This window comes from Actinomadura rugatobispora (assembly GCF_055379765.1).
Window position 1 is genome coordinate 10,636,040 of sequence record NZ_AP029191.1, and the last position, 23,941, is coordinate 10,659,980.

At 70.0% G+C, this 23,941-nt stretch carries 21 protein-coding genes; 8 read left to right on the forward strand and 13 right to left on the reverse strand.

Annotated elements, in window-relative coordinates:
• The 3 genes from ACZ466_RS47480 to ACZ466_RS47490 are packed head-to-tail and all read right to left on the reverse strand — an operon-like array spanning position 1 to position 3,039.
• Positions 1-777: an SDR family NAD(P)-dependent oxidoreductase gene (locus tag ACZ466_RS47480; RefSeq protein WP_378281214.1), complete on the reverse strand. Its 777-nt coding sequence runs from the start codon at positions 775-777 to the stop codon at positions 1-3.
• 5 nt (positions 778-782) lie between these two features.
• Positions 783-1,988 (reverse strand): acyl-CoA dehydrogenase family protein, encoded by a 1,206-nt coding sequence (locus ACZ466_RS47485; RefSeq protein ID WP_378281215.1) that lies wholly within the window; start codon positions 1,986-1,988, stop codon positions 783-785.
• Between the two features lie 28 nt (positions 1,989-2,016).
• Entirely contained in the window at positions 2,017-3,039 is a 1,023-nt protein-coding gene (locus ACZ466_RS47490; RefSeq protein ID WP_378281216.1) for a phosphotransferase family protein, read from the reverse strand.
• Positions 3,040-3,121: 82 nt separating this feature from the next.
• Between ACZ466_RS47490 and ACZ466_RS47495 the strand changes: the two genes are divergently transcribed.
• Together ACZ466_RS47495 and ACZ466_RS47500 are read left to right on the forward strand one after the other, a co-directional pair.
• Complete coding sequence (locus tag ACZ466_RS47495; RefSeq protein WP_378281217.1) at positions 3,122-3,943, forward strand: TetR family transcriptional regulator; 822 nt, start codon at positions 3,122-3,124, stop codon at positions 3,941-3,943.
• Positions 3,944-4,033: 90 nt separating this feature from the next.
• Positions 4,034-5,035 carry a LacI family DNA-binding transcriptional regulator gene (locus ACZ466_RS47500; RefSeq protein ID WP_378281218.1) on the forward strand — a complete coding sequence of 334 codons (1,002 nt, stop codon included), beginning with the start codon at positions 4,034-4,036 and terminating at the stop codon, positions 5,033-5,035.
• Between the two features lie 11 nt (positions 5,036-5,046).
• Here ACZ466_RS47500 and ACZ466_RS47505 read toward each other — a convergent pair whose 3' ends face one another.
• The 5 genes from ACZ466_RS47505 to ACZ466_RS47525 form a co-directional block, all read right to left on the reverse strand.
• Entirely contained in the window at positions 5,047-5,844 is a 798-nt protein-coding gene (locus tag ACZ466_RS47505; protein ID WP_378281219.1) for an enoyl-CoA hydratase/isomerase family protein, read from the reverse strand.
• Entirely contained in the window at positions 5,781-6,182 is a 402-nt protein-coding gene (locus ACZ466_RS47510; RefSeq protein ID WP_378281220.1) for a transposase, read from the reverse strand. The genes ACZ466_RS47505 and ACZ466_RS47510 overlap by 64 nt, the downstream gene beginning before the upstream one ends.
• Before the next feature lie 130 nt (positions 6,183-6,312).
• Entirely contained in the window at positions 6,313-7,875 is a 1,563-nt protein-coding gene (locus ACZ466_RS47515; protein ID WP_378281221.1) for an MFS transporter, read from the reverse strand.
• Positions 7,872-8,567 (reverse strand): hypothetical protein, encoded by a 696-nt coding sequence (locus ACZ466_RS47520; protein WP_464041990.1) that lies wholly within the window; start codon positions 8,565-8,567, stop codon positions 7,872-7,874. Before ACZ466_RS47520 ends, ACZ466_RS47515 begins: the two co-directional genes overlap by 4 nt.
• Before the next feature lie 44 nt (positions 8,568-8,611).
• Positions 8,612-9,229 (reverse strand): ArsR/SmtB family transcription factor, encoded by a 618-nt coding sequence (locus ACZ466_RS47525; RefSeq protein WP_378281223.1) that lies wholly within the window; start codon positions 9,227-9,229, stop codon positions 8,612-8,614.
• A gap of 471 nt (positions 9,230-9,700) precedes the next feature.
• On the opposite strand from ACZ466_RS47525, the gene ACZ466_RS47530 reads away from it, so the two are divergent.
• Positions 9,701-10,342, forward strand: a complete 642-nt coding sequence (locus tag ACZ466_RS47530; protein ID WP_378281346.1) for a DUF998 domain-containing protein — start codon at positions 9,701-9,703, stop codon at positions 10,340-10,342.
• 419 nt (positions 10,343-10,761) lie between these two features.
• Here ACZ466_RS47530 and ACZ466_RS47535 read toward each other — a convergent pair whose 3' ends face one another.
• Positions 10,762-11,484, reverse strand: a complete 723-nt coding sequence (locus ACZ466_RS47535; protein WP_378281224.1) for a hypothetical protein — start codon at positions 11,482-11,484, stop codon at positions 10,762-10,764.
• 521 nt (positions 11,485-12,005) lie between these two features.
• Between ACZ466_RS47535 and ACZ466_RS47540 the strand changes: the two genes are divergently transcribed.
• Entirely contained in the window at positions 12,006-13,118 is a 1,113-nt protein-coding gene (locus tag ACZ466_RS47540; protein ID WP_378281225.1) for an acyl-CoA dehydrogenase family protein, read from the forward strand.
• A gap of 534 nt (positions 13,119-13,652) precedes the next feature.
• A complete protein-coding gene (locus tag ACZ466_RS47545) occupies positions 13,653-14,663 on the forward strand; it encodes a Rieske 2Fe-2S domain-containing protein (protein ID WP_378281226.1) in 1,011 nt (336 codons plus the stop codon).
• A gap of 281 nt (positions 14,664-14,944) precedes the next feature.
• Here the strand turns inward: ACZ466_RS47545 and ACZ466_RS47550 are convergent, their stop codons facing one another.
• Positions 14,945-15,709 carry an enoyl-CoA hydratase gene (locus ACZ466_RS47550; RefSeq protein WP_378281227.1) on the reverse strand — a complete coding sequence of 255 codons (765 nt, stop codon included), beginning with the start codon at positions 15,707-15,709 and terminating at the stop codon, positions 14,945-14,947.
• Between the two features lie 249 nt (positions 15,710-15,958).
• Between ACZ466_RS47550 and ACZ466_RS47555 the strand changes: the two genes are divergently transcribed.
• On the forward strand, positions 15,959-17,128 hold the full coding sequence (locus ACZ466_RS47555) for an acyl-CoA dehydrogenase family protein (RefSeq protein ID WP_378281228.1): 1,170 nt from the start codon (positions 15,959-15,961) through the stop codon (positions 17,126-17,128).
• A gap of 49 nt (positions 17,129-17,177) precedes the next feature.
• Here ACZ466_RS47555 and ACZ466_RS47560 read toward each other — a convergent pair whose 3' ends face one another.
• Positions 17,178-18,050: an SDR family NAD(P)-dependent oxidoreductase gene (locus ACZ466_RS47560; RefSeq protein WP_378281229.1), complete on the reverse strand. Its 873-nt coding sequence runs from the start codon at positions 18,048-18,050 to the stop codon at positions 17,178-17,180.
• A 69-nt stretch (positions 18,051-18,119) separates the two neighbouring features.
• On the opposite strand from ACZ466_RS47560, the gene ACZ466_RS47565 reads away from it, so the two are divergent.
• Entirely contained in the window at positions 18,120-19,343 is a 1,224-nt protein-coding gene (locus tag ACZ466_RS47565; RefSeq protein WP_378281230.1) for an acetyl-CoA C-acyltransferase, read from the forward strand.
• Positions 19,344-19,461: 118 nt separating this feature from the next.
• On the opposite strand, the gene ACZ466_RS47570 is transcribed toward ACZ466_RS47565, so the two are convergent.
• Entirely contained in the window at positions 19,462-21,096 is a 1,635-nt protein-coding gene (locus ACZ466_RS47570) for an AMP-binding protein (protein WP_378281231.1), read from the reverse strand.
• Positions 21,097-21,229: 133 nt separating this feature from the next.
• On the reverse strand, positions 21,230-22,249 hold the full coding sequence (locus tag ACZ466_RS47575) for a DUF7065 domain-containing protein (protein ID WP_464044055.1): 1,020 nt from the start codon (positions 22,247-22,249) through the stop codon (positions 21,230-21,232).
• Between the two features lie 414 nt (positions 22,250-22,663).
• On the opposite strand from ACZ466_RS47575, the gene ACZ466_RS47580 reads away from it, so the two are divergent.
• Positions 22,664-23,854, forward strand: a complete 1,191-nt coding sequence (locus tag ACZ466_RS47580; protein WP_378281233.1) for an ABC transporter substrate-binding protein — start codon at positions 22,664-22,666, stop codon at positions 23,852-23,854.
• Positions 23,855-23,941 lie beyond the last annotated feature (87 nt).

The following is a 23,941-nucleotide window of genomic DNA, read 5'->3' on the forward strand; positions in this document are numbered from 1 at the left end:
TCACACGGTGGCCTCGAGACCGCCGTCGATGACCAGGGAGGTTCCGGTGGCGTAGGACGAGGCGGGCGAGGCCAGGAAGAGCAGCGCGCTGTCGAGCTCCTCCTGGTTCCCGAACCGTCCGAGGATGCTCTTGTCGGCGACCATGGCGCGCAGCGCGTCGGCTCTCTCGCCGTTGGTGATCTCGCTGTCGAAGTAGCCGGGGCACAGCGCGTTCACCCGGATGCCGCGCCGCTTCGACCACTGCTGGGCCAGGTCGCGGGTGAGGCCGATGACCCCGGCCTTGCTGGCGGCGTACGCCGCCTGGGGGTAGCTGGAGGCGACCCGGCCGTGAACGCTGGCGATGTTGACGATGGCCGAGCCCTCCGGCATGTGCGGGGCGCAGGCGCGGGCCATCCAGTAGACGCCGTTGAGGTTGACGTCCACGGTCTGGCGGAAGACGTCCGGGTCTTCGCGGAGCGCGCTCCGGGCATGGCCCACGCCCGCGTTGTTGACCAGCACGTCGATGCGGCCGAACGCGTCGACGGCGGCCTCGGCGAGCGACTGGCAGTCCTCGAAGGAGGCGACATCGGTTCGCCGGGTCAGCACCGTCGCGCCCCGCTCGCGCAGTTCGTCGGCGAGCGCGTCGAGACGGTCCACGCGCCGTGCGGCCAGGACCAGGGTGGCGCCGACGGCGGCGGTGGCACGGGCGAAGCCGGTGCCGAGCCCGGAGCTGGCACCGGTGATGACGACGACCTTGTCGTCGAGGCGGAAGCGGTCGAGGGGGTTCACGTTCGTCACCGGGGTCATCCGACGTAGGGCGGGGTCTTGCCGAGTTCGGCGCGGGCGAGGGAGCGGCGGTGGACGGCGTCGGGTCCGTCGACGATGCGCAGGACGCGGGCCCAGGCGTAGAAGTAGGCCAGCGGCGTGTCGTCGGAGACCCCGGCGCCGCCGAAGACCTCGATCGCACGGTCGATGACGGCGGTGGCCACGGCGGGCGCGGCGACCTTGATCGCGGCGATCTGGGACCGGGCGGCCTTGCTCCCGTGCTGGTCGATCATCCAGGCGGCGTGGTAGACGAGCAGCCGGGCCTGGTCGATCTCGATGCGCGACTGGGCGATCAGGTCCAGGACGTTGGCGTGCTCGGCCAGCGGCTTGCCGAACGCGACGCGCTTCTGGGCGCGGTCCACCATGAGGGCGAGGGCCCGCTCGGCCATCCCGAGGGCGCGCATGGCGTGGTGGATGCGGCCGGGGCCGAGGCGCGCCTGGGCGATGCGGAACCCGTCGCCCTCCTCGGCGAGCAGATTGGCGGCCGGCACGCGGACGTCGCGGAAGACGAGCTCGGAATGGCCGTGCTGGTCCTGGTAGCCGAAGATCGGGAGATGGCGCTCGATCGTCAGGCCCGGGGTGCCGCGTGGTACGAGGACCATCGACTGCTGGCGGTGGGTCGCCGCGTCCGGGTCGCTCTTGCCCATGACGATGAAGATCTGGCAGCGCTCGTCGGCGACGCCGGTGATCCACCACTTGCGGCCGTTGATGACGTACTCGTCGCCGTCCCGCCGGATCTCGGTGGTGATGTTGGTGGCGTCGGAGGACGCCACGTCGGGCTCGGTCATGGCGAAGGCGGACCGGATGGTGCCGTCGAGCAGCGGTTCGAGCCACCGCCGGCGCTGCTCGGGCGTGGCGAACAGGTCGAGCGTCTCCATGTTGCCGGTGTCGGGCGCCTGGCAGTTGAGGGCCTCCGGTGCGATCACCGGCGACCAGCCGGAGATCTCCGCGACGGCGGCGTACTCCACGTTGGACAGGCCCGACAGCTTGGGGAGGAACAGGTTCCACAGCCCGCGGCGGCGGGCCTCCGCCTTGAGTTCTTCCATGACCGGCGGGTAGGCGTGCTCGCCGTGCTCGCGCAGGTGCGCCGCCCAGACCGGTTCGGCCGGGAACACGTGGCCGCGCATGAAGTCCCACATGGCGTCGCAGGTCTCGCGGGCCTTCGGGGAAGGGGAGAAGTCCATCGTGTGCTCCTGGGTGATGTGCGGGGGCTCAGCCGCCGATGAAGGTGAGCCCGTCGCGAGCCAGCTGGAGGATCTCGTCGTCGAGGTCGCCGAAGTCCTGGCCGCCCATCGCCCCGGCGGCGGAACGCGCCGCGATGCCCTGGGCGATGATGGCGAACTTGTAGTGGGCGAACGCCTGGTAGTAGCCCATGTCGGAGAGGTCGGCCCCGGACGCGGCGGCGTACCTGCGCAGCATCGCGTCCCGGCCGGGGAACCCGGGCAGGTGGGTGACACCGGGGATCAGGCTGATCTGTCTCTCGCCTTCCTCACGCCAGAAGAGCATCAGCAGGCCCACGTCGGTGAGGGGGTCTCCCAGGGTGGACAGCTCCCAGTCCAGGACGGCCTTGATCTCGCCCGGATCCGCCAGGGAGAAGACCAGGTTGTCGATGCGGTAGTCGCCGTGGACGATCGTGCACCGCTCCTGGCCCGGCACGGCGGCGGCGAGCCGACGCCCGAGTTCCTCGAGTTCCGCGACGGGATGCGTCTTGCTGGCCTCCCACTGGCCGGTCCAGCGGCGCACCTGGCGCGCCATGAAGCCCTCCGGGCGGCCGTAGTCGGCGAGACCGGCGGCGGTGTAGTCCACGGCGTGCAGGGCGGCGAGCGTGTCGGCGAACGCGAAGGCCATCGCCTCGCGCTCCCGCGGGGTCCGCGCGTAGGACGCGGGGAGCCGGCCGCGGACGACGTGGCCGTCGACCTTCCGCATGACGTAGCAGCCGATCCCCAGCAGCCCTCCCTCGTCGTAGAGGACGATCTCGGGCACGGGGACGCCGCTTCCGGACAGGCTGCGCTGGACGCGCGCCTCGCGCCCCATGTCGTGCGCCCTGGGCAGCAGCTTCCCGCTGGGCGGCCGGCGCAGGATGAGCTCACCGGCCGCGCTGCGCAGCAGGTAGGTCAGGTTCGACTTGCCGCCGCTGATCAGCTCGGCCGTCGCCGCCCGCCATGCGTCGCCGCCGGTGGCCTCCGCCAGGGCGGGACCGAGCCGGTCCAGGCGGACGAGGTCATGCGTGGTCACGTACGCGCTCCCGACACTAAACAACTACCGAGTGAACGTACGGTCTGCACTAGTGCGCAGTCAAGCGGCTATGGTGTTCGCTGTGACCGAACAGTTGCCGGTGGGGGCCGCCGTCCGGAGAGCGCGCGAGGCCCAGGGGCTCTCCCTGCGGGCGCTCGCGTCCCGGGTGGGGGTCAGTCCGGCCACGATGAGCGCGATCGAGCACGGCCGCACGCCGCTCACCGTGACCCGGCTCCAGCGGATCGCCGAGCTGCTCGACGTGCCCGCGGCGACCCTGCTGCGCGGGGAGACCCCCGCGAGCACCCGCGCCGCCGACGAACCCGGTGACTGGCGGCACTACGACGAACTCGCCCTCGGCCCCATCCTCGAAGCCGCCCTCCGCCTGTTCGTCCGCACCGGTTTCCACGCCACGAGCATGCGGGAGATCGCGGCCGAGTCCGGCGTGAGCGTCGCCGGCATCTACCACCACCACGCCGCCAAGCAGGAGATCCTGGTGAGGCTGCTCGAGGCCACCATGGCCGAGATCGGCTGGAGGGTGCGCGCCGCGCGCGACGACGGCGGCACCCCGCGGGACGCGTTCGCGAAGATGGTCGAGTCGCTCGCGCTCTTCCACGCGCTGCGCGGCGACCTCGCCTTCCTCGGCGCCACCGAGATGCGCGGCATCACCGGGCCCGACCTGGTCCGGATCACCGCCATGCGCGACGAGGTCCAGCACCTCCTCGACGCCCAGGCGGCCCGCGCCTTCCCCGGCGCCGAGATCCGCACGGCGTGCAGGGCGATCGCCACCATGTGCACGTCCCTGCCGTCGTGGTTCCGCCTCGACGGGCCCATGAGCGCCGAACAGGTGGCGAAGGAGTACGCGCGCTACGCCCTGGCGATGCTGCACCGGGACCCCGCGAGATGATCTTGCATCTATCGATCTGTATCGTCCTGCCTTACTGTGGGCGGGATCGAGCCCACGCTCCGCGCTCTCTTCAAGCCCTCGGGAGAAGACGTGTCCAGGCAACCGGAGAACAGGAAGCCGGCGACCAGCGTGGACGTCGCGCGTCTCGCCGGAGTCTCCAGGGCCACGGTGAGCCACGTCCTCAACGGCCAGACCGAGAAGTTCAACGCCGACACCGTCGAGCGCGTGCGCAGTGCCGCGGCCGAATTGGGCTACGTCCGCTCGACCGCGGGCCGCGCCCTGGCCATGGGACGCAGCGACCTCGTCGTCGTGGTCGTGCCCTACACGACCTTCATCCGGCTCCAGGACGTCATCGAGGTCCTCTCCTCCGACATCGCTGAACTCGGCTTCAGCATGGTCGTCCACTTCAGCATGTCCCGGACGAAGGAGGAGACGCCGAACCGGCTGCTGCACCTGATCGAGACGCTGCGGCCCGCGGGCGTCGTGGACCTGGGTGGGGTGTCCCGGCGCGAACTCGACCTCATCGAGAAGACCGGCTGCGCCGTCCTGCCGCGCAAGCTGCACTTCGACGTCAACCACTGGATCGGCATCCTGCAGGCTCGGCATCTGCACTCCCGCGGCTACACCGAACTCGTCTACGCCTTCCTGTCCGACGTGCGCGACGACCCGTACGGGCGGAGCCGTTCAGCGGCCGTCACCGAGTTCTGCGAAGCCGAGGGGCTGACCGCACCGATCCACGTCCATGTGCCGATCGAGCCCGAAGGCGCCGAGGAAGCGCTCAAGACGGTCCTCGAACAGCGCGGACGGCCCGTGGGGATCGCCTGCTTCAACGACGAGGTGGCCGTCGCCGTCGTGTTCGCCGCCAAGAGGCTCGGCCTGAGTGTGCCGGGCGACGTCGCGGTGATCGGCGCCGAGGGCGCGGAGATCGGCCAGGCGGTCTCGCCCCGCGTGACGACCGTCAAAGGGGACGTCCCGGCGGCCGTGCGGCACATTCGCTACCTCCTCGCCCAGACCTTCGGCGGTCCCGCGCCCTCGGACGGCATCCCCCCGCAGGAAGACGCCTACTCGATCCTCCCCGGCGAGACCACGTAGCACAGCGGCGGTCACCTGCCGCGGAACCGCGGCGGTCTGTTCTCACGGAAGGCCGCGATGCCCTCATGCAGGTCGGCGGTCGTCATGGTGACCGGTTGCGCGACCGCCTCCCACTGGATCGCGGCCTCCAGCCCGGCGGCCGACTGCTCCAGCCCCGTCTTGGTCAACCGCAGCGCGATCGGGCCCGCCTCCGCGATCCGGGCGCCGACCTCAAGGGAGTGCGAGAGCGCGTCATCGGCGACCCCGGTCACCAGCCCCCAGTCCAACGCCTGTTCGGGCAGTACCTCCCGGCCGGTGTAGAGCATGTCCCGTGCCCGCGTGACCCCGATCGCCTCGGGCAGCAGCCAGGCCGCCCCCATCCCGCCATGGGTCCCGCGGTAGATGAACGGGGTGCTGAACTTCGCGCTGGGACCGGCGAACCGCAGATCGCATGCCAGTGTCAGGCAGACCCCCGCACCCACGGCAGGCCCGTTGACCGCGGCGATGACGGGGAAGGGGAGCGCGCGCGGCCGTAGCCAGCTCCGGTAGAACGGCAGCATCCGCTCCCGCAGCCGGTCGACGGTGACGTCCTCGGGCGAACCCTGGTCGAGCCAGGAGAGATCGGCCCCGGAGCAGAAGGAAGCGCCCTGACCGGTGACGATGAGCACGCGGGTATCCCGATCGCTCGCCACCTCGTCCAGCGCCCGGTCCCAGGCGCGGGTCATCTCCTCGGTCATGGCATTGCGGACACCCGGCCGGTTCAGGGTCACGAGACGGACACCCGGCCCGGGCTTGGTGAGCACCACCGCGTCGTCGGTGTCGTCCGCCATGCGCTGATCCCTTCTCTCATCCGGCCCGAAAGCCTACGGCAGCCGCAGGCGGAACCCAGGCGCCGACGCTGCCGCCCCGGCCGCCCAACGCGAGCGAGAAGCGCCACCAGAACGAACCTTACTTTGTCAAGGCGGCGGCCTGTGAGACGCGAATTGCGGACGATCTGCGGCTCGAAGGTGCCGGCGGCATCCCCAGGCACCTTGACCTCCACAGGACCGACGTCGGTCAGCCTGGTCTCGGCCCGCGATCCGTTGCGGCTGTTGCCGCTGCCCCGGCCCGTCGTGCTTTCGCAGCCGACATGGTCGGTGATCTCGCCCTCCAGGCGGGACTCCAGCACCCGCTTGGTCGGCTGCAGCCGTCCTCAACAGCGGTGGCCGCCGTTCATGAGACAACCCCGTGCCACCGCATCGTCCTCGGACGGCCTCACTCTCCGCTTTCACCGAAGGGCGACAACGCGTGCACGCCGGTCATGTCGTGGTCGCCGGCTCGTCGCTCGTTGGTGATCCTTTCGCGGCAAGGGTCAGGACGGCTGCGCCCGCCAGCACGATGAAGGTGACGGCAGCGAGCACGCCGACCACATGGACGCTGGAGACGAACGCGGCCTTCGCCGCTGACTCAAGGGCATCCCCGATACCGACGGGAAGGTTCGCCGCGGTTGACAGTGCTTCCTCGATGCCGCGCGAAGCGGCCGAGGCGTCGGCGCCGGTGATGCCGATGTCATCGAGGTCGGAGCCGAGGGAGACCCGGTACATGGCCGCGGCGGCGCTTCCCAGCGAGGCGATCCCCAGCGCGACTCCGAGTTCGCCGCTGGTCTCCATGATCGATGCCGCCGAGCCGGCCCGCTCCTCCGGCGCCGAGGACATCAGGACGTTGGCGCCCAGCGACATCGGGGCGGCGACCCCGAAGGAGGCGATGGCCATTCCGGCGATCACGAACCCGAACGTGTCGGCGTCGGCCTGGGTGAGCAGGGAGAATCCAAAGGCGGCCACCACCAGTCCGCCGGCGATGACGTACCGCTCGGGCATGAGCTTGGCGAGCGCCGGCGCCGCGGCGAAACCCACGACCATCACGACGTTCTGCGGAATGAGCCACAGAGCCACCTCGAGCGGGTCCAAGTCGTTGACCGATTGAAGGTAGATGGCGGAGACCAACGATGTGCCGGCCATCACGATGCCTCCGACCGCGGAGATGGCAAGGGCACCGCTGAAAGCGCGAATGCCGAACAGCGCAAGGTCCACGAGGGGATCGGTGAGTCTGCGCTGCCGGGCGACGAACGCCACGCCGAACCCGAGTCCGACGAACGTGGCCGCGATGGACGTCCACGAGGCACCATCGCGTGCCAGGTCCTTCACCCCCCATGCCACGGGGAGCAGGGCCCCCAGCGACAGCGCGACGCTCGGCAGGTCGATGCGCCCGGCGGACGGGTCCTTCGATTCCGGCAGCAGCACCGGCGCGGCGATCAGGAGAAGCACCATCACGGGAATGGCGATGAAGAACGCGACGCCCCACGAGAAGCGGTCGAGGATGATGCCGCCGACGATCGGTCCGATGAGCATGCCGATCATGAAGCAGGCGAACCAGGCGCCGATGGCCGAACTCATCTGGCGGGTTCCCGCGAACAGGTGGCGTATCGTCGCCAGCGTGGTGGGCATCAGTGTCGCGCCGGCGATCCCCAGCACGGCTCGCGCTCCGATGAGTACCTCTGGAGACTGGGCGAAGCCCGCGACCGCTGAGGCGGCACCGAAGGCCGTGGCACCGATGAGCATCAGGCGGCGTCGGCCGATGCGGTCGGCGAGGCCTCCCATGGTGACGAGGAAACCCGCCAGCACGAACGAGTAGATGTCGATGATCCACAGCTGCTCGATGCTCGATGCGCCGAGTTCACGACTCAGGGTCGGCAGCGCCAGGTAGAGGACGCTGACGTCGATGGACAGCAGGAGGGTCGGTAGCGCGAGAACGAGGAGCGCGAGCCACGCCTTGCCGGATGCGTCGTGGAGGTCTTCGTCCGTGCTCGTGGAAACCTCGCTCATGCCGCACCGCCGAACACGTCCGCGAGCCAGCCGGTCCATTCATCGGCGACGGTCTCCAGCGCCACGTCCTGGGCGCCGTACTGGTAGGCGCCGAGCACGACCGGCGCACCGAAGAAGTTGCGGCCGAAGAACCGGTAAAGGGCGTCACTGGTGCGCAGGCCGATGAAGTACTCGTTGTGGAAGTCGAGCACGGCCTCGACTTCGCCGATGGTCGGCAGCGCCGCGACGAGCGTCCCACCGGGCTCGGTGGTGTCATGGATGCCGAGCGCTGTACGAACGGGCTGAAGCCCTGCCGCGGTCGCGGACGTCGGAGGGGCGTGGACCTCGACGTGTCGGTACGGGCGTCCCTGGAAGTGCTTCAGGTATTCGGCGAGGGTGTGCATGTAGAACCCCGTGTGCTTGCGTGCACCGTCGTACTGGGTGTCCCAGTCGTCCTCGAACACGCCGCTGTGGACGTAGCGGATGTAACTGCCACCGTCACGCGCCTCGATCTGGAATTCGATCTGGTGGAACCAGTCGCCCGACTGTTCACGCGCGACGCACCGGTACGGCGGGTCCCAGACGATCGCGGTGTCCTTCATCGGTTCGGACGGCATGAGCCAGGCTTCGCTGTCGCGGGTTACGGCGAGCCAGACCTGCTCGGGGACGGCGGGCAACGGGCCCTCGTGTTCGATCCGGAACTTATCGGACATCTTTCTGCCTTCCTGTCGGTGGGAGTGCGCGGGCTCGACGCCGCTCAATCGCTCGCGGCAATCTCGCCGGCGGCCTGGGATCGGTCCTTGAGCTTGGGATGCAGCGCGATGACGACGCGATGACGCCGACCACCCGGCGCGGTCTCGTCGTGGTAGCGGCTCACCAGGCCGGCGGTGAAGTGGGCCAGTTCGGCCGCGAACTGCGCCCGGGCCTGGGGACTCGCGAACGTGATCTCGCTGTCGATGGCGAACGTGGCCAATCTCTGCTTCGCCTTGCCCGCACCGCGAATCAACTGTCCGACGTCGTGCACGAGCCGGGCGCCCAACGCGAGCATCCAGGTGGCCGAAGCATGGTCACGCAGGCGCTCAGAGTTCGGAGCGGCATCCCTCATCACCTCGGGCGAGATGACGTAGGCCGCGGCCGAGGCCTGGAAAAGGTGCTCGGTCATGTTGCCCTTCCGGCGCTCGGCGACCACCTGGGCGAGCCCGTGCTTCTCAAGCGCGCGCAGGTGATAGTTCACCTTCTGACGGGCCAGGCCGGTGCGTGCGGCGAGCATGGTCGCCGACGCGGGGCTCGCCAGCTCTGACAGCAGGCGCGCACGCAACGGGGCGAGGGCGACCTCGGCAACGACCGGGTCGGAGATGACATCGAGATCTTCCATGCATGCAAGGATGGCCACCGAAAATTTAATTTGTCAAGACAGTCTCAGATGTCTTGACGATTAGATTTTTCGGAGCCTAGTCTGCGCAGCACCACACCGCTGAAGGGATCCGTGATGCTCGCATGACCCGGCTGGACCATGTCGCCCTCAACGTCCTGGACGTTGAACAGGCACTCGACCCCTATCGCGGAACGCCGCCCCGGGCGCAGACGACATCAGCCGTGGCTCTCTGGAGGGGGCGAAGGCCGGCGCATGGGTCGATCACCTCTGCTTCGTCATCGACCCAGATGATCGGCGGCCATGGCTGGAGTCGCCGGACCTGGCCGTGCTGAACGGGCCGGTTGAGCAGTTCGGCGCTCGAGGCGTTGGAGTGTCGGTCTACGTCCACGATCCCAACGGAAACACCAGCGGGCTACGCACCTGCACCGACGCCACCACGTCGCCTGTTGAACCGAGGGAGGGGGCTTGAGCATGTCCAGGCTTCGGGTCGGAGTGGGAGCGGCGGTCTTGTTCGCCTGCGTGTCCACCATCGAAGCGTTCGCACGCCCCGCGTTCGATCTGGAGCGGCACGCCATCAGCATGCTGAGTCTCGGCGACCGCGGGTGGGTGATGGTCGCGACGTTCATCGTCTCTGGCCTGCTGGTGCTGGAGGTGGCGAACACCCTCCGGCGCTTCCGTCATCGGCGCTGGTCGGCCGCCCTCATCGGAGGGTTCGGTGCCGGACTCATCCTCGCCGGCATCTTCCCCGCTCCGCGAGGCCTCGGCTTTCCCTTGGGCACACCGCAAGATCTTGAGCCGGTCATGACGGCCTCGGCGACGATGCACTCGGTCGCGTTCATGGTCGCCTTCAGCTCACTCATCGTCGCCTGCTTCGTCTTCGGCGGCATCTTCTGGCGCGAGGAACGACAGGTCATCGCCGGCCAGTGCCTCGCGGCAGGAGTCGCCATTCCCGTCTTCATCGCGTTGGGCGCGAGCGAGAAGATCCCAACCGGTGTCGGCTTCTATATCGCCGCGATGCTGGCATGGCTGTGGTTCGCGGGCCTTGCCTGGAATCACGCGACTCACGGTTCCGGGCCGGCCGAACATGAGCCGATGACCTCGCCCACCACCTGACCACGAACACACGGGGGGCGGGAGTCGAGCGGCCGGCGGCCCGATTCCCGACCGTAAGCCGAGTACGGTTCACCGCTCGGGTATCGAGCACGCGATCTCAGCTGGGATTACACGACGTGGCGGTACTGGCTGACCATGCCCGCGACGACGGTTCGTCTGCGGATGGACCCTGGTCGGAGAGTGAAGCGCCCCGAGTTCAGTCGCGGCTCTGATGTGTCCCGGGGCGCTTCACTCCCCAACGCGTCGTTACCTGGTGCGCTCGAAGCCCCAAAAGTGCTTCCTATCGCGCTGGCAGGGCGAATCGTTGCGCCAGAGTGCATGCCGAGCTCTGCATGGTGGAAGCCTGGGGAGCCGGTTGCGGTCGGATGCCCGAGGCAACCTTGTCCTTGGCACGACCCCCGTAAGAGGGAAGCCGTTCGTCAGTGCACACGGGCACCGCACTCGGCCGAGTAGAGCACCGCACCCGTCCGGATCCGATCAAGTCCCATACCGATCAGACGGAGGACCCCCTCGCGGGTGTCCACGTCGAGTGGATACTCGGCGATGGCGTCGGCGCTCGCGGTGATCCTGTCGGCGACATGCACTTCGGCCGGGAAGTGGTCCCTGGGCACGATCCCGCCGGCGGTGCCGAAAGCCATGACGTCGTTTGCCTCGGAGAACAGCTCGCCCACCTGGAAGCGCCAATGCGCGCCGGCCTCGGCGAGCAGCCGCCGACCAGCCTGCCCACAGCCGGTCAGCAGGTCCCTGCGTTCACGTATGTGTTCCGCGATCGCACAGCAGACAGGGACCCGGGCGACCTCGGCGGTGTCGATCCGCGCGTACCCGGCGTGCGGGTCATAGCGCAGCCCCGACTCCAGTAGTTCGAGCGCGGCGGCCTTGGCCCGTGGGCCGGCATGCCCGACGATCTCCAGCAGCACGGGCGCGGCGACCGCTGCGGCGGGAAACACCGCAGCACTGTGACCGTGACACAGACCCCCGTTCTCCAGACGCCCGACCGCGGCCGTGACCTGGACCAAGGTCGTCGCCACGGCCAGCTTCCGCAACCCCGAGGCCGCTTCTTCGGGCTCGTACCAGCCCGCGGGCCCGGGAACCGCCGCCCAATCCACGGCGTGGACCGCACTCCATACCCCGGTATCCGACATCCCCGGATCCTGACACACAGGGCAGGCGCACTGATCAGATCATCGGGCTTCGGACCGTCTCAAGCCCCGACCATCAGCCAACCAAATGGTGGACTACCTGCGGCAGAGTCAGAGGTGCCACTCTGCTGCCTCTTCCGGGCCTTGGCCGCGTCTGGGTGTGACAGAGACCGGTCTGCGCTGTTCATAGCGCTGATGGTCGGTCGGCTACGCCGTCCCTGCACGGTGTCCGCTGGCGCTACCAAGTTGACCATCTGGTTGGTTATAGTGCCTAGGTGGACGTCACGATGGGAGCAAGGGGCGGTGCGTTCCGCCAGGTGCCGCAGATCCGCCGGTGGAGCCGCGCTCAACCGCGACCTGCTCGGAACCCCCGTTGACCGTCGAGCACGGCAGGCCGAGCGGTACCCCGACCATGCACGCCTGGACACCATGAGCGCCTGTCAGCAGGCGTCCGATTGCCGTCGGGTCATGCTCCTGGAACGCACCCCGGGAGCGCCCCTTGAAGGAGACCGATGATGGCCCTTTTGGCTGATACCGATCTGACCGAAGACGAGACGCTGCTGGCCGAAACGGTCCGCGGCTATTTCGCCGATTTCGTCGACAACGCCTATCTCAACGGACAGGAGGACACCGACGAGGGGTACGACCCCGGGCGCTGGAAGCAGCTGTGCGAGCTGGGCTGGACAGGGGTCAACCTCCCCACGCACGTGGGCGGCGGGGACGGCACGCTGGCTGAGGCGGGCATCGTGCTGCGCGAGTGCGGTCGGGCCGCCTTCGCCTCGCCGCTGCTGCGTTCCAGCATGGCCGCGAACGTCCTGCTCGGTGTCGATGCAGGCGGCCGCTTCGACGGAGTGCTCGCCCGCATCGCGCAGGGCACGCCGACGGCCCTGGTCGCGCCTCCGGACCGCACGGTCGCCGCCGCCGAGGTCGACGGCGGATACCAGATCGGTGGTGCCGCCACGGTCGTGGAGTGGCTGGCGCAGAGCGAACAGGTCGTCCTGCTGCTTCCGGTGGCGGATTCGGCGAACTGGTTGTGCGCCGTGGTCGCCCGCGCACTCCTGGACGCCCGCAGCATCGCGGTGCCGAGCATCGACAACGAACGCGTGACCCGCCTGGACCTGGACGGTTTCCATCTGGCATCCCAGGACGCCGAGTTCGTGGAAGTCCCCGCCGCCACGGCCCTCAGGGCGCTCGCCCGCGCCGACCTCCTGCGGGCCAGCTCGATGGTCGGTGGCTGCGAGGCGGTGCTGGAACGCACGGTCGCCTACGCGCTCGAGCGGGTTCAGTTCGGCCAGGCGATCGGCGCCTTCCAGGCAGTGCGCCACCATGCCGCGCGGATCGCGATCGCCACCGATGCGGCCCGATTGGCCTGCAACGAGGCGCTGGCCCGCGCGGATGCGGGGGAGGACGTGACCGCGACCGGGGCGGTGGCGCTATTCGCGGCGGGGCGCTCCTACGTCTCGGCCGTGCTCACCGCGGCGCAGGTGCACGGCGGGGTCGGCACCACCACCGAGCATGTGCTGCACCACCACTTCCGGCGCGCCAAGGCGATGCAGCTGCGCTCGGGGAAACGGGCCGAGCGGCTCCGGGAGATCCACCACGCCCTGGTGGTCCGGCACGAGGGCAGCCTCTGGTGACCGCACCGACCCTCCGGAGAACCGACCACCGGTGAGTCGCCGTCGTCACCGGCGGCGGCCGCGAGCTCGGGCGCGCGATCGCGCTCCGGCCGGCCGTCGACGGCACAGTGCCGGCCCGCTCCGGCAATCTGGCGGCGCCATCCGGATGCTGCGCGCCTTCGTGAACATCGACTTCATTGTGGTGCGCCATCATCACCGGCGAGACGATCGGCCTCGACGGCGGCGAAACGCTCTTACCGACCTGTGAGCAACCGCTGCTCGGGCCCTGGGCAGCCCTGACCCTGCACGCTCATCGCCCGAAGTGACGCGTTCGTTGGGTGCCGCCGACGTCGGAGGGGTGCCGGGCACCGAGGGCGCCGGGCCGGTCCAAGGTCACCTGGTGATGCCCACGTAACCATCTAGCCAGTTGGATAAAGGTGTCCGAAAACATGGGATGACATGGCCGTCTTTGCTGTCCATCGCCAGTTGACGATGAACTCTCGCTTGCCTACATTACCAACCAGATGGTTGATATCCCGAGATCGGAGAACGTGGATGAAGGACTGGCCGTACGACGTCTTCCCGACCGGCTGGTACCAGATCGGGTACTCGGCGGAGCTCGCTCCGGGCGAGGTGCGCCCGGTGAAGTACTTCGATCAGGACCTGGTGCTGTTCCGTACCGAGCAGGGCGAGGTGGCCCTGCTGGACGCCTATTGCGCCCACCTCGGCGCGCACCTGGGGTACGGCGGGAAGGTGAAGGGCGACTGCATCGAGTGCCCGTTCCACGGCTGGCTGTGGACGGCGCAGGGTGCGCTGTCGGAGATCCCCTACGCGCCGGGTGAGACGCGCCGCGTCGGCCTCGACCGGTGGGAGACCCGGGAGGTCGACGGGCTCATCATCGCCTGGTACGACGGCTTCGGCCGGGCGCCCTGGTGGGAGTGGCCCGGTATCCGCGAGTTCAAGGACGGTGCCGGCTGCTACCCGATCTACCCGCAGGGCGCCGACCACATCGGCGTCCGGAAGATCATTCCGCAGTCTCCGGTGGAGAACACTCCGGACTACTACCACTTCATGTGGGTGCACGGGTCCGGCCAGCCCGGCAAGCCGCTGCTGTGGGAGGAGGAGGGGCACTACCTGCGCACCCGCATCGGATTCGTGTTCGGCCACGGCAAGCAGTCGACCTGGCTGACCCCCGACGGCCCGGTCGCCGGCGAGATCGAGACCGAGGCATGGGGCCTGGGCCTGTCGAACGCCCGCTTCGTCCTCGACGGCTTCATCACCTCGCAGCTCACCGCCGCCACGCCGGTCGACCGGGAGCACTCACAGTTGTTCGACACCATCACCTGCACCCGTGAGCCGGGGAGCGACGACCCCGAACCCTCCGGCACCGCCGCCCGGATGCTGGAGTTCCAGAAGGGCCAGATCCGCCGCGACTTCGCGATCTGGGAGAACCAGCGCTACGTCGAGCACCCGCCCTTCGCCGGCGGCGAGGAGGAGCACTACGCCCGCTTCCGGCGCTGGTCGCGGCAGTTCTACGTGAACGCCCCCGAGTCTGAGCAGGTCTGACCGCCCGGGCAGGCGCAGATGCCGAGCAGTCTGGACGCCCCCCGACAATCGAAGATCGCGTGGCGGCCGGACGACGTCCTGCTCTACCGCCTGCCGAAGACGGCCTGAGCCGGCGGCCGGTTGCCCGTAGCAGGACGCACCGGTGCTGAGCGCCGGATCATCATCCGGTGACCGCGCGCCGCCCGCCGGGAACAGCGAGCCGGGACCCGCCGGCGGGTCCCGGCCCCGTGCCCGCCTCAGCGGCCGGGCGGCGGTGCACGCAGGCCGGGCCGACCGGAGAGTCAGCGCCCCTTGAACTGGGGCGCGCGCCTTTCCCGGAAGGCCGCGAACGCCTCGGTGGTGTCCTCGGCGCCCAGGTTGGTCGCGGCGGCGGCGGCCTCGCGGCCCAGCGCGTCGTCGAAGCCGGTCGTGAGCGACTGATTGAGAAGATCTTTGGTGAGGGCCAGCGCGATCGGCGGGCCGGCGGCCAGCCGCCGCGCCAGTTCTGTGACGGCCGCCTCGAGCTCGTCGGGCGCGACCACCTCGCCGGCCAGGCCCAGCGCCGCGGCCTGCTCGGCGTCGATGGTGTCGCCGAGAAGCGCGAGGCGCTTGGCCGTGTGCAGACCGACGAGCCGCGGCAGCAGCCAGGAACTGCCGAAGTCGGGGGACAGGCCCCGCTTGACGAAGATCTGGCTGAAGGTGGCGGTGGTCGAGGCGATGACGAAGTCGCAGCCGAGGGCCAGGCTCATCCCCGCACCCACCGCGGGGCCGTTCACCGCCGCCACGCACGGCTGCGGCATCCGGTGCAGGGCGCGGGCGGTCTCGTTGATCTGGCGCATCAGCACGATGGGCGGACTCTGCGGGCGGTCGGGCGGCAGCGCCGCCCCCGCGCAGAAAGCGGTGCCCTCTCCCGTGATGACGACCACGCGCTCGGACGGGCTCGCCGCGATCGCGGCCAGGACATCGCGCAGCTGGGCGAACTCGTCCGGGGTGAGGGCGTTGCGGCGCTCCGGCGCCGCGAGGGTGACGCGGGCGATGCCGTCCGCGCTCTCGAACTCGATGCTCATGCGCGCATCGTAGGATCCCGCCTGATGAGAATCAACCAGTCAGTTGACTAACTCTGCCCTTGTTGCACCAGGCGATGCGCCCAGCACAGGGCGAACCGCGAGGTTCGTCCGGCGGGACGGAATGCTATCTGGATAACTAACTAATCGGTTGGCTATAGTTGAGGTCAGGTGCACGGCCCCGCATGCTCGGTGCCGGTGTCCCCGTCAACGGACGGCTGCCGTGCGGGCGGCGGCCCGGAAGGACTGTGAATGAAGACGGCGATCGGACCGGAGCAACTGGAGTTCCTCGCGCGGCTGCGTGCCTACCTGGACGGCCTGGACCCCGCCTTGGTCGAGGCGACGCGGGTGGAGAACACCGAGGACCCCATGCAGCCGCGCGAGCACGGCCGGCGTTTCCTCAGGCGGCTCGGCGCCGACGGCTGGCTGGGCATCTCCTGGCCGCGCGAGTACGGCGGTCAGGGCCGCACCCCGATCGAGCAGTGGCTGTTCGCCGAAGAGCTCTACGATCGCAGGCTGCCCAACGGCCTGCTGACCCTCAACTCGATCGGCCCGACGCTGATGCTCATGGGCAGCGCCCGGCAGAAGGCCGAGCTGCTGCCGCGGATCCGGGCGGGTGAGCTGGAGTTCGCGATCGGCTACAGCGAACCGGACGCCGGCAGCGACCTGGCGGCGCTGCGCACCCGGGCCGTGCGCGACGGGGACCACTACCTGGTCAACGGCCAGAAGATCTGGACGACCGGCGCTTCGGTGGCCACCCACCTGTGGCTGGCGGTCCGGACCGGGGCGCAGGAGGACAGGCACCGGGGCGTCAGCCTGTTCATCATCCCGATGGACACCCCCGGGATCACCATCACGCCGATCATCACCCAGGGCGGGGAGCGCACCAACGCCGTCTTCCTGGACGACGTGCGCGTCCCCGCCGAGGCGATGGTCGGCACCGAGAACGGCGGCTGGAAGGCCGTCACGGCCGCGCTCAACTTCGAGCGGATGTTCTACCACAACGAGCCGCGCTGGGAGCTGCGGCAACTGGAGGAGTGGGCCGGCGGCGCCGGGCTGCTGGACGGCCGGACCCCCGAGGCCGGCACGCTGCAGGTCACCATGGGCGAGCACGCCGTCGACGTGGAGATCTGCCGGCTGTTCGCGCTGCGCGGGGCCCGGATGCTCGCCGCGGGCCAGGTGCCCTACGCCGAGGCCTCGATCAACAAGATCTGGTGGGGCGAGCTCCGGCAGCGGATCTGTGACACGGGCCTGGACCTCATCGGCGAGGAGGGCACGATCGCGACCGGGTCGCAGTACGCTCCGGCGCACGGGCACCTGGAACACGGGCTGCAGTCGTCCCCGGTGTGGCGTTTCGGCGGCGGCACCAACGAGATCCAGCTCGACATCATCGCCACCCAGGGCCTGGGGATGCCCCGCTGAGCCGGTGCACCCGAGCGGCGCCCCGGGCACCGGCTCGGGTGCGGCCCGGTCAGGTCTCCGGCAGCGCCAGGGCGTCGGACGGGATCGTCCACTGCTCGGTGTCCATGATCTGGCCCAGGTTCGCGGCGATGTCCTCCACGGTCGCGGCGGGGTTGCGGTAGCCGGCGGTCTGGACGATCAGGTTGCGCGCGTAGTGGCCCGCGGCGGCGTAGAAGATCTCGCCGGTCGCCGTGCACGACTCGTGGCACAGATAGCCGACGAGCTGCGCCACCCGGTCCGGTGACATCGCCGCGTGCAGGTCCTGCGGCAGTGCCGCAGAGGTCATGTCCGTCGCGGCTCCCGGCGAGACGATGTTCACCCGGATGTCCTTGCGCGCTCCCTCGATCGCCAGGGTGCGGCCCAGGCCGGCGAGTCCCGCCTTGGCGGAGGAGTAGTTGGCCTGGCCGAAGTTGCCGAACAGTCCGGCGACCGAGGTGGTCATGACGACCCGCCCGTACCGCCGCTCGGCCAGGTGCGGCCACGCCGCCTGGGTCAGGCGGAAGGAGCCGAGCAGGTGGACGTCCAGGACCGCCCGCAGGTCCTCTTCCGGCATCCTCGCGAAGGAACGGTCCCGGACGATCCCCGCGTTGTTCACGATGATGTCAACCCGGCCGTAGGTATCGAGGGCCGTCTGCACGGCGTCGGCGCCCGCGCCCGGTTCGGCGATGGAGGCGTTGCAGGGGGTCGCGGCCCCGCCCAGTTCGACGATCTCCTCGCACGTCGACTCGGCGGGGGTGCGCCCGTCCTCGGACGGGCGATCGACGTCGTTGACGACCACCGCGGCACCGCGGGCGGCGAGAAGCCGTGCGTACGCGCGGCCCAACCCCCCGCCCGCGCCCGTCACGATCGCCACCCGGTCGTCGTAGCGCAGACTCTCGGCCACCGAACCTCCTCAAAGCTGTGCTGCGAGCATCATAGCCAACCATTCGGTTGGTTTGGTAGCGTCGCGGTCATGCAGAATGCCGTGATCGTCGACGTGGTCCGCACGCCGCGGGGCAGGGGCAGGCCGGGCGGTGCGCTGTCCGGGATCCACCCTCAGGAGCTGCTCGCCGGGGTGCTGCGCGAGCTGGAGAAGCGCACCGGGCTCGACCCGGCCGAGGTCGAGGACGTCTTGACCGGGTGCGCCAACGCGGTCGGTGACCACGGGGACTGCGTCGCCCGCCTGTCGGTCCTGGCCGCCGGGTGGCCCGACCACGTACCCGGCCTGACCATGAACCGGTTCTGCGGCTCGGGCCAGCAGGCGATCAACACCGCGGCGATGATGATCGCCGCCGGGCAGGCGGACACCGTGGTGGCCTCCGGCGTCGAGATGATGTCGCGCTACCCGGCCGGCGGCCCGCTCACCCTGGACGGCGGCAACGCGCGGCTGCGCGCCAGGCACCCCCTGGTGCCGCAGGGCGTCTCCGCCGATCTGATCGCGACGCTCGACGGGATCGGCCGCTCGGACGTGGACGCCTACGCGCTGGAATCGCAGCGCCGCGCCGCCGCCGCGATCGAGGACGGCCGGTTCGGCGGGTCGATGGTTCCGGTCCTGGCCGATGACGGCTCGGTGATCCTGGACCGGGAGGAACTGCCGCGCGCCACCAGCATGGAGGCGCTTGCCGGGCTCCCAGCGTCCTTCGCCCAGTTGGGCGGTGCGGACCTGGAAGGTTACGACCGCACCTTCGACGAGATGTGCCGCACGGTCTACCCGCATGTGGCGCAGGTCCAGCACGTCCATCACGCCGGCAACTCCTCCGGGCTGGCCGACGGCGCGGCCGCCGTCCTGCTCGCCGACGAGCGGACCGCGCGCGAGCGCGGCTGGCGTCCTCGCGCCCGGGTGCTGGCCACCGCGAGCACCGGCGCGGAACCGGTCGCCATGCTCACCGCCCCCGCCCCGGCCGTGCTCAAGTGCGCCCGCAGGGCCGGGATGACCCTGGCCGACATCGACCTGTTCGAGGTCAACGAGGCGTTCGCCTCGGTCGTTCTGCGTTTCCTGCGCGAGACGGGTACGGACCCGGCGGCGGTGAACGTCAACGGAGGAGCCATCGCGCTGGGCCACCCGATCGGGGCGAGCGGGCCGATCCTGTTCGCCACCCTGCTCGACGAGCTCGAGCGCCGCGACCTGTCGACCGGAGCCGTCACCATGTGCACCGGTGGCGGCATGGCCACCGCCACGATCATCGAGCGGATCTGATCGGAAGAAGCGTCGAGGCCGCCCTTGGCCGCGATGTCCCTGGCCGGGTGACGAGCGGTGCCACCGGCCGGGAACGGACGGGCCTCCCGCCTCGCGGACGAGACGGGAGGCCGGTGCGTCAGGCGGTTGCGGGCCCGGAGCGAGCGGCCTCGGCCAGGACGCGGGCGGCCTGGTAGTCGGCCTTGCCGTTGGGGCCGCGGGGGACCAGGTCGACGAAAGCGATCAGCCTGGGCGCCTTGTACCCCGCCAGACGTTCCTTGACGTGCGCGATCAGGTCGGCGGCGGTCGCCGTGCGCCCGTCGCGGAGGTTCACCACGGCGCTCACGACCTGTCCCCACACCGGGTCGGGGACGCCCACGACCAGGGCGTCGGCGACCGCCTCGTGGTCGAGCATCACCGACTCGACCTCCTCGGTGAAGATCTTCTCGCCGCCCGAGGTGATGCAGAGCGAGTCCCGGCCCAGCAGTTGGATCCGGCCGTCGGGCAGCAGCAACGCGTTGTCACCGGGGACGGACGAACGCACGCCGTCGATCGCGTAGAACGTCCGGGCCGACTTCTCGGGGTCCTTGTAGTAGCCGACCGGAAGCCGGTTGTGCACCGACAGCCGGCCCACGGCGCCCGATCCCGCCGTCACCGGGGCTCCGCTCTCGTCCAGGAGCCGGGTGTTGGGGCCGGGGGAGAACAGGCCCGTCGGAGGGATGTCGCCCTGCGTGGCCAGCGACCAGCCGATCCCGAAGCCCTCCGTCGAGGAGAAGCCGTCGAGGATGCGGGCGTCCGGCCAGTGCGTGAGCAGCCCGCGTTTGGCGGCTTCGCTGAGCATGCCACCGGAGTTGAGCACGTGCCTGACGGAGGCGCCCTCGAAGCGGCCGGGTTCGGCGTCGAAGGCCGCCAGGATGCGGCCCGCGAAGACCTCGCCGCTGATCGCCAGGCTGGCGACACCGTGCGCGTCGATCGTCCGCAACAACTCGGCGGCGTCGAATCCCGTCCCGGCCAGCGAGACGACGCAACCGGCTTCGTGCATCGTCATGAACGCGCCGAACAGGCCGGAGCCGTGCATGTACGGGCTGGCGGAAATGTGGCTCCAGCCCGGCTCGCGCAATGTCCGGCGGACGCTGCCGGCCAGATCGTCGATGTCGTAGTGCGGTCTGGAGACGTCGTTGGTCTGCTCCAGGAAGTCGGTGGTCCGCCACATCACCCCCTTGGGCAGCCCGGTGGTCCCGCCGGTGTAGAGCAGGAACAGGTCTTCGCCGCTGCGGCCCCAGGGACCGGTGGTGCGGCCGGTCGCGGCGGCCGCGGCCTGCTCGTAGGGGATCGCCCACCGCGGGCAGTCGTGAGTGCCGTCGTCGACATGGATCCACGCGCGGACGCGCGGCAGCCGGGCGCGCAGGCCCTGCACGGTCTCGGTGAAGGCGCCGTGGAAGACGACCGAGGTCACGTCGGCGTCGTCCCACAGGTAGCGCAGTTCGTCGCCCTTGTAGCGGTAGTTGGAGTTGACCGCGGGGATGCCCAGCTTCAGCGCCGCGTGAGAGACCTCCAGATACTCCGGGCTGTTACGCAGGTACTGGGCGACTCGGTCGCTCTGGGACGCCTTGGCGTCCAGCAGCGTGCGCGCGATGCCGTCCGCGCGCTGGTCGAACTGGGACCAGGTGTAGGCGCGCTCGCCCTGGATATGGGCGGGGGCGTCGGGGAACTGTTCCGCGATCGCCTCCCACACCACCGCCAGGCTGCGCTGCGCGTCGGATGTCGTGCCCATGTACGGCCTTTCTCGCGGTCGACCCGTGTGGTGCGGGGCCTGTCGGCCGGTCGCGGGTCGGTTCAGCAGGGTGGACGCAACGGTCGGCTCACGAGGCCGGAGCGGGTCGGGCTGAGGCGGCCTCGGGCCGGTGTCACGAGTCCTGTCCGGTCATCGAGATCGGCAGGCCGTCGACCATGCGGTCGAGGACCTCGACGATGCCCAGGCCGTGACGGCCGTCGCTCAGTTCGAAGTCGTAGGCCGAGTAGCCGATCCTGGTCACGCCGTGTGAGGTGCCGTCCTGCGGGCGGTGGTGCCGCAGCGGTACGAACTGCTCGGGGACGCGCGCGGTCCCGGTGAGCGTCGACTCGCTGTCCGGGCCCTGGAGCGCGCAGGAGATCCGGCGGCAGAAGCCGTCATCGGTCCACTCCAGTGCCACTTCGCCGAGCCGGGCCTCGGTGGCGATGCCCGCGGAGGCCAGCGCGGCTCGCCGGGTCATGGTGCCGTCGGCTTGGGCGACCTGCAGCCCCATGACCGCCGACCCGTCGTCGAAGGAGGCGGAGATCCACCGGTAGAAGCGCGGCCCGGCCCAGTCGCGCGGTCCCCATGAGTGGTCACGGAGCCCGCCCCCCTGGATCTGGTGCTCCTCGCCGTCCACCCGCAGGCTCCCGGCGAGCTGGATGAACTGCTCGTAGTGGCCGAGTGCCATGGACCTCTCAAGGATGTTGGCCGGATCCTCGCCGCTGGTGCCGAAGGAGTCGCCGTTGCCGGTGACGGTCAGGTCGATCCGTGCGCCGACGAGTGGTGCGGCGCGGAACGCGGGGCCGGGATCGGACAGCACCCGCGGTTCGGGGAAGACCGAGACGGGGCCGTCGAAGGTCAGTCGCTGGCGCCGGTGCGGCTCGTCGATCTCGATCGCGATGGGGCCCACCGCGAGGGTGTCGGCGGTGGTCTGCTCCACCCGGTGGAAGGCCAGCAGCGTCCTGCCCTCCGGCAGGAAGATCAGTGCCGTCGCCTGGCCCGCGGGTCGGTTGGGCTGCACGGCGATGCGCAGCCACCCGACCACTCCAGAGCCCGGTGAAGTGAAGTTGTAGTAGGTGGACTCGTTGTAGCTCGGAGTGCGGTCCGGTGGGTGCCGGTACTCGTGCAGGGGCGCGATGGACTCGGCGAACATGGACAAGCCGTCATCCTCTTCTCGATGCCTGCGCTTCAGGCTGCCGGGCGCTGAGGGGTGTCCGGCTCGGGCGGGTGGCCGCTCCGCGACCGCCGCAGGGGACTTGCCGATCATCGTCACCGTCCGTTCCCGCGGCCATCGCCAACATCTTCAACTGGATGGTCGGCTAAATCAAGAGTGGGGCCGGAGGTCGCGGAAGTCGCCTCTCATGGCCGTTGTGCTTGCGAAAATTCATCGCACGCCGAGCGTTGACGCTCAGATCGGGCGTTGCTAGTTTGCCAACCACTTGGTCAGTTGAGGATCCGCTCATCGGCCAACTGACCTGGTGGGAGCGGTGGGCACGTGCCGTCGCCCCAGCAGATCATTCCCCCCTAACTGGTTGGGTTATGCGCCCGACGGGTGAGAGGAGTCCCCGTGAGACGCACATCCGCCTTCGTCCTCATCGGCACGGTGCTCGCAGGCCTGGCCACGGCCTGCGGCGGTTCCGGATCCTCCGGCGACGGGAAGGGATCCTCCGGCTCTCCCGTCTCGATCATGGTCTCGGGGACGCTGTCGAGCCCGAACCTGTCGTATCCGCAGGCCGCGACCGGCGCGCTGGCGGCCGCCGAGGCGATCAACAAGGCCGGCGGCATCGACGGCCGCCCCATCAAGGTCATCGAGTGCAACGACCAGCTGAACCCGTCCACCGCGCTGGCGTGCGTGCGCAAGGCGGCGCAGGAGCGCGTGGTCGCCATGGTGGGCGGCATCGACCTGTTCACCGCGCAGTTGTGGCCCGTGCTGAAGACCGCGGGGATCCCCTGGGTGGGACTCGACGTCATCTCCGCCGACCAGGCGACCAACGAGATGTCCTACCCGATGACCGGCGGGACCGTCACCGGCTTCTACCAGGCCGGACGCCTGGCGGTGCAGAAGGGCGGCAAGCAGGTCGTCATCATCAGGCACCAGAACTCCCAGTCCGCCTTCGTCGCCGACGTCGTCACCGGCGGGGTGAAGGCGGCAGGCGGCTCGGTCACCAGCCGGATCGTCTCGACGATCGGCAACCCCGATCCCACGCCCGCCGCGGCCCAGGCCGTGGCCAAGCGCCCCGGCGGGATCGCCTGCGCCTGCAACGCCGGGGACGGCGCCCGCATCCTGAAGGCGGTCCGGCAGGCCGGCTTCACCGGGGCGTTCACCGCCGGATACCCGACCCTGCTGGAAAGCGACATCAAGACGCTCGGGACGCTGGCCGACAACACCTACACCCCCAGCGACATCGCCTACTCCGGCGACCCGAAGGCGGCCCTGTTCTACGACCAGATGCGCGCCTACGACCCCAAGGCCGCCACCGACAGCATCTCGGCCGGTTCCTGGCTCGCCACCTACGCGATCGCCCAGGTCCTCAAGGGGCAGACGCCCCTGACCAGCGCCACGCTGATCAAGCGGCTCAAGACGGTACCGGCCATCGACACCCACGGCGTGACCGGCGGGAGCCTCACCTTCTCCAAGCCCGGCGCCCTGCCGCAGTATCCGCGGATCGTCGACCCCTATGTCATCGAGTACCAGGCCACCGGCGGTAAGCGCGTCCCCATCAGCCAGAAGTTCGTCAGCGTCTACAGCGGCTCCTAGGAAGGACACCGTGGTGACAGAGCGGCCCACACCACCCGGGGACCGGCCCCGGCCGCCTGCCGCCTCCACGCCGGCCCGCCGGGTTCT

Excerpts from the sequence above, each read along its gene's own strand:
- ACZ466_RS47485 (WP_378281215.1), bottom strand. The coding sequence starts at position 1,988 with ATGGACTTCTCCCCTTCCCCGAAGGCCCGCGAGACCTGCGACGCCATG.
- ACZ466_RS47505 (WP_378281219.1), bottom strand. The coding sequence starts at position 5,844 with ATGGCGGACGACACCGACGACGCGGTGGTGCTCACCAAGCCCGGGCCG.
- ACZ466_RS47515 (WP_378281221.1), bottom strand. The coding sequence starts at position 7,875 with ATGAGCGAGGTTTCCACGAGCACGGACGAAGACCTCCACGACGCATCC.
- ACZ466_RS47520 (WP_464041990.1), bottom strand. The coding sequence starts at position 8,567 with ATGTCCGATAAGTTCCGGATCGAACACGAGGGCCCGTTGCCCGCCGTC.
- ACZ466_RS47525 (WP_378281223.1), bottom strand. The coding sequence starts at position 9,229 with ATGGAAGATCTCGATGTCATCTCCGACCCGGTCGTTGCCGAGGTCGCC.
- ACZ466_RS47530 (WP_378281346.1), top strand. The coding sequence starts at position 9,701 with ATGTCCAGGCTTCGGGTCGGAGTGGGAGCGGCGGTCTTGTTCGCCTGC.
- ACZ466_RS47535 (WP_378281224.1), bottom strand. The coding sequence starts at position 11,484 with ATGTCGGATACCGGGGTATGGAGTGCGGTCCACGCCGTGGATTGGGCG.
- ACZ466_RS47545 (WP_378281226.1), top strand. The coding sequence starts at position 13,653 with ATGAAGGACTGGCCGTACGACGTCTTCCCGACCGGCTGGTACCAGATC.
- ACZ466_RS47550 (WP_378281227.1), bottom strand. The coding sequence starts at position 15,709 with ATGAGCATCGAGTTCGAGAGCGCGGACGGCATCGCCCGCGTCACCCTC.
- ACZ466_RS47555 (WP_378281228.1), top strand. The coding sequence starts at position 15,959 with ATGAAGACGGCGATCGGACCGGAGCAACTGGAGTTCCTCGCGCGGCTG.
- ACZ466_RS47565 (WP_378281230.1), top strand. The coding sequence starts at position 18,120 with ATGCAGAATGCCGTGATCGTCGACGTGGTCCGCACGCCGCGGGGCAGG.
- ACZ466_RS47570 (WP_378281231.1), bottom strand. The coding sequence starts at position 21,096 with ATGGGCACGACATCCGACGCGCAGCGCAGCCTGGCGGTGGTGTGGGAG.
- ACZ466_RS47575 (WP_464044055.1), bottom strand. The coding sequence starts at position 22,249 with ATGTTCGCCGAGTCCATCGCGCCCCTGCACGAGTACCGGCACCCACCG.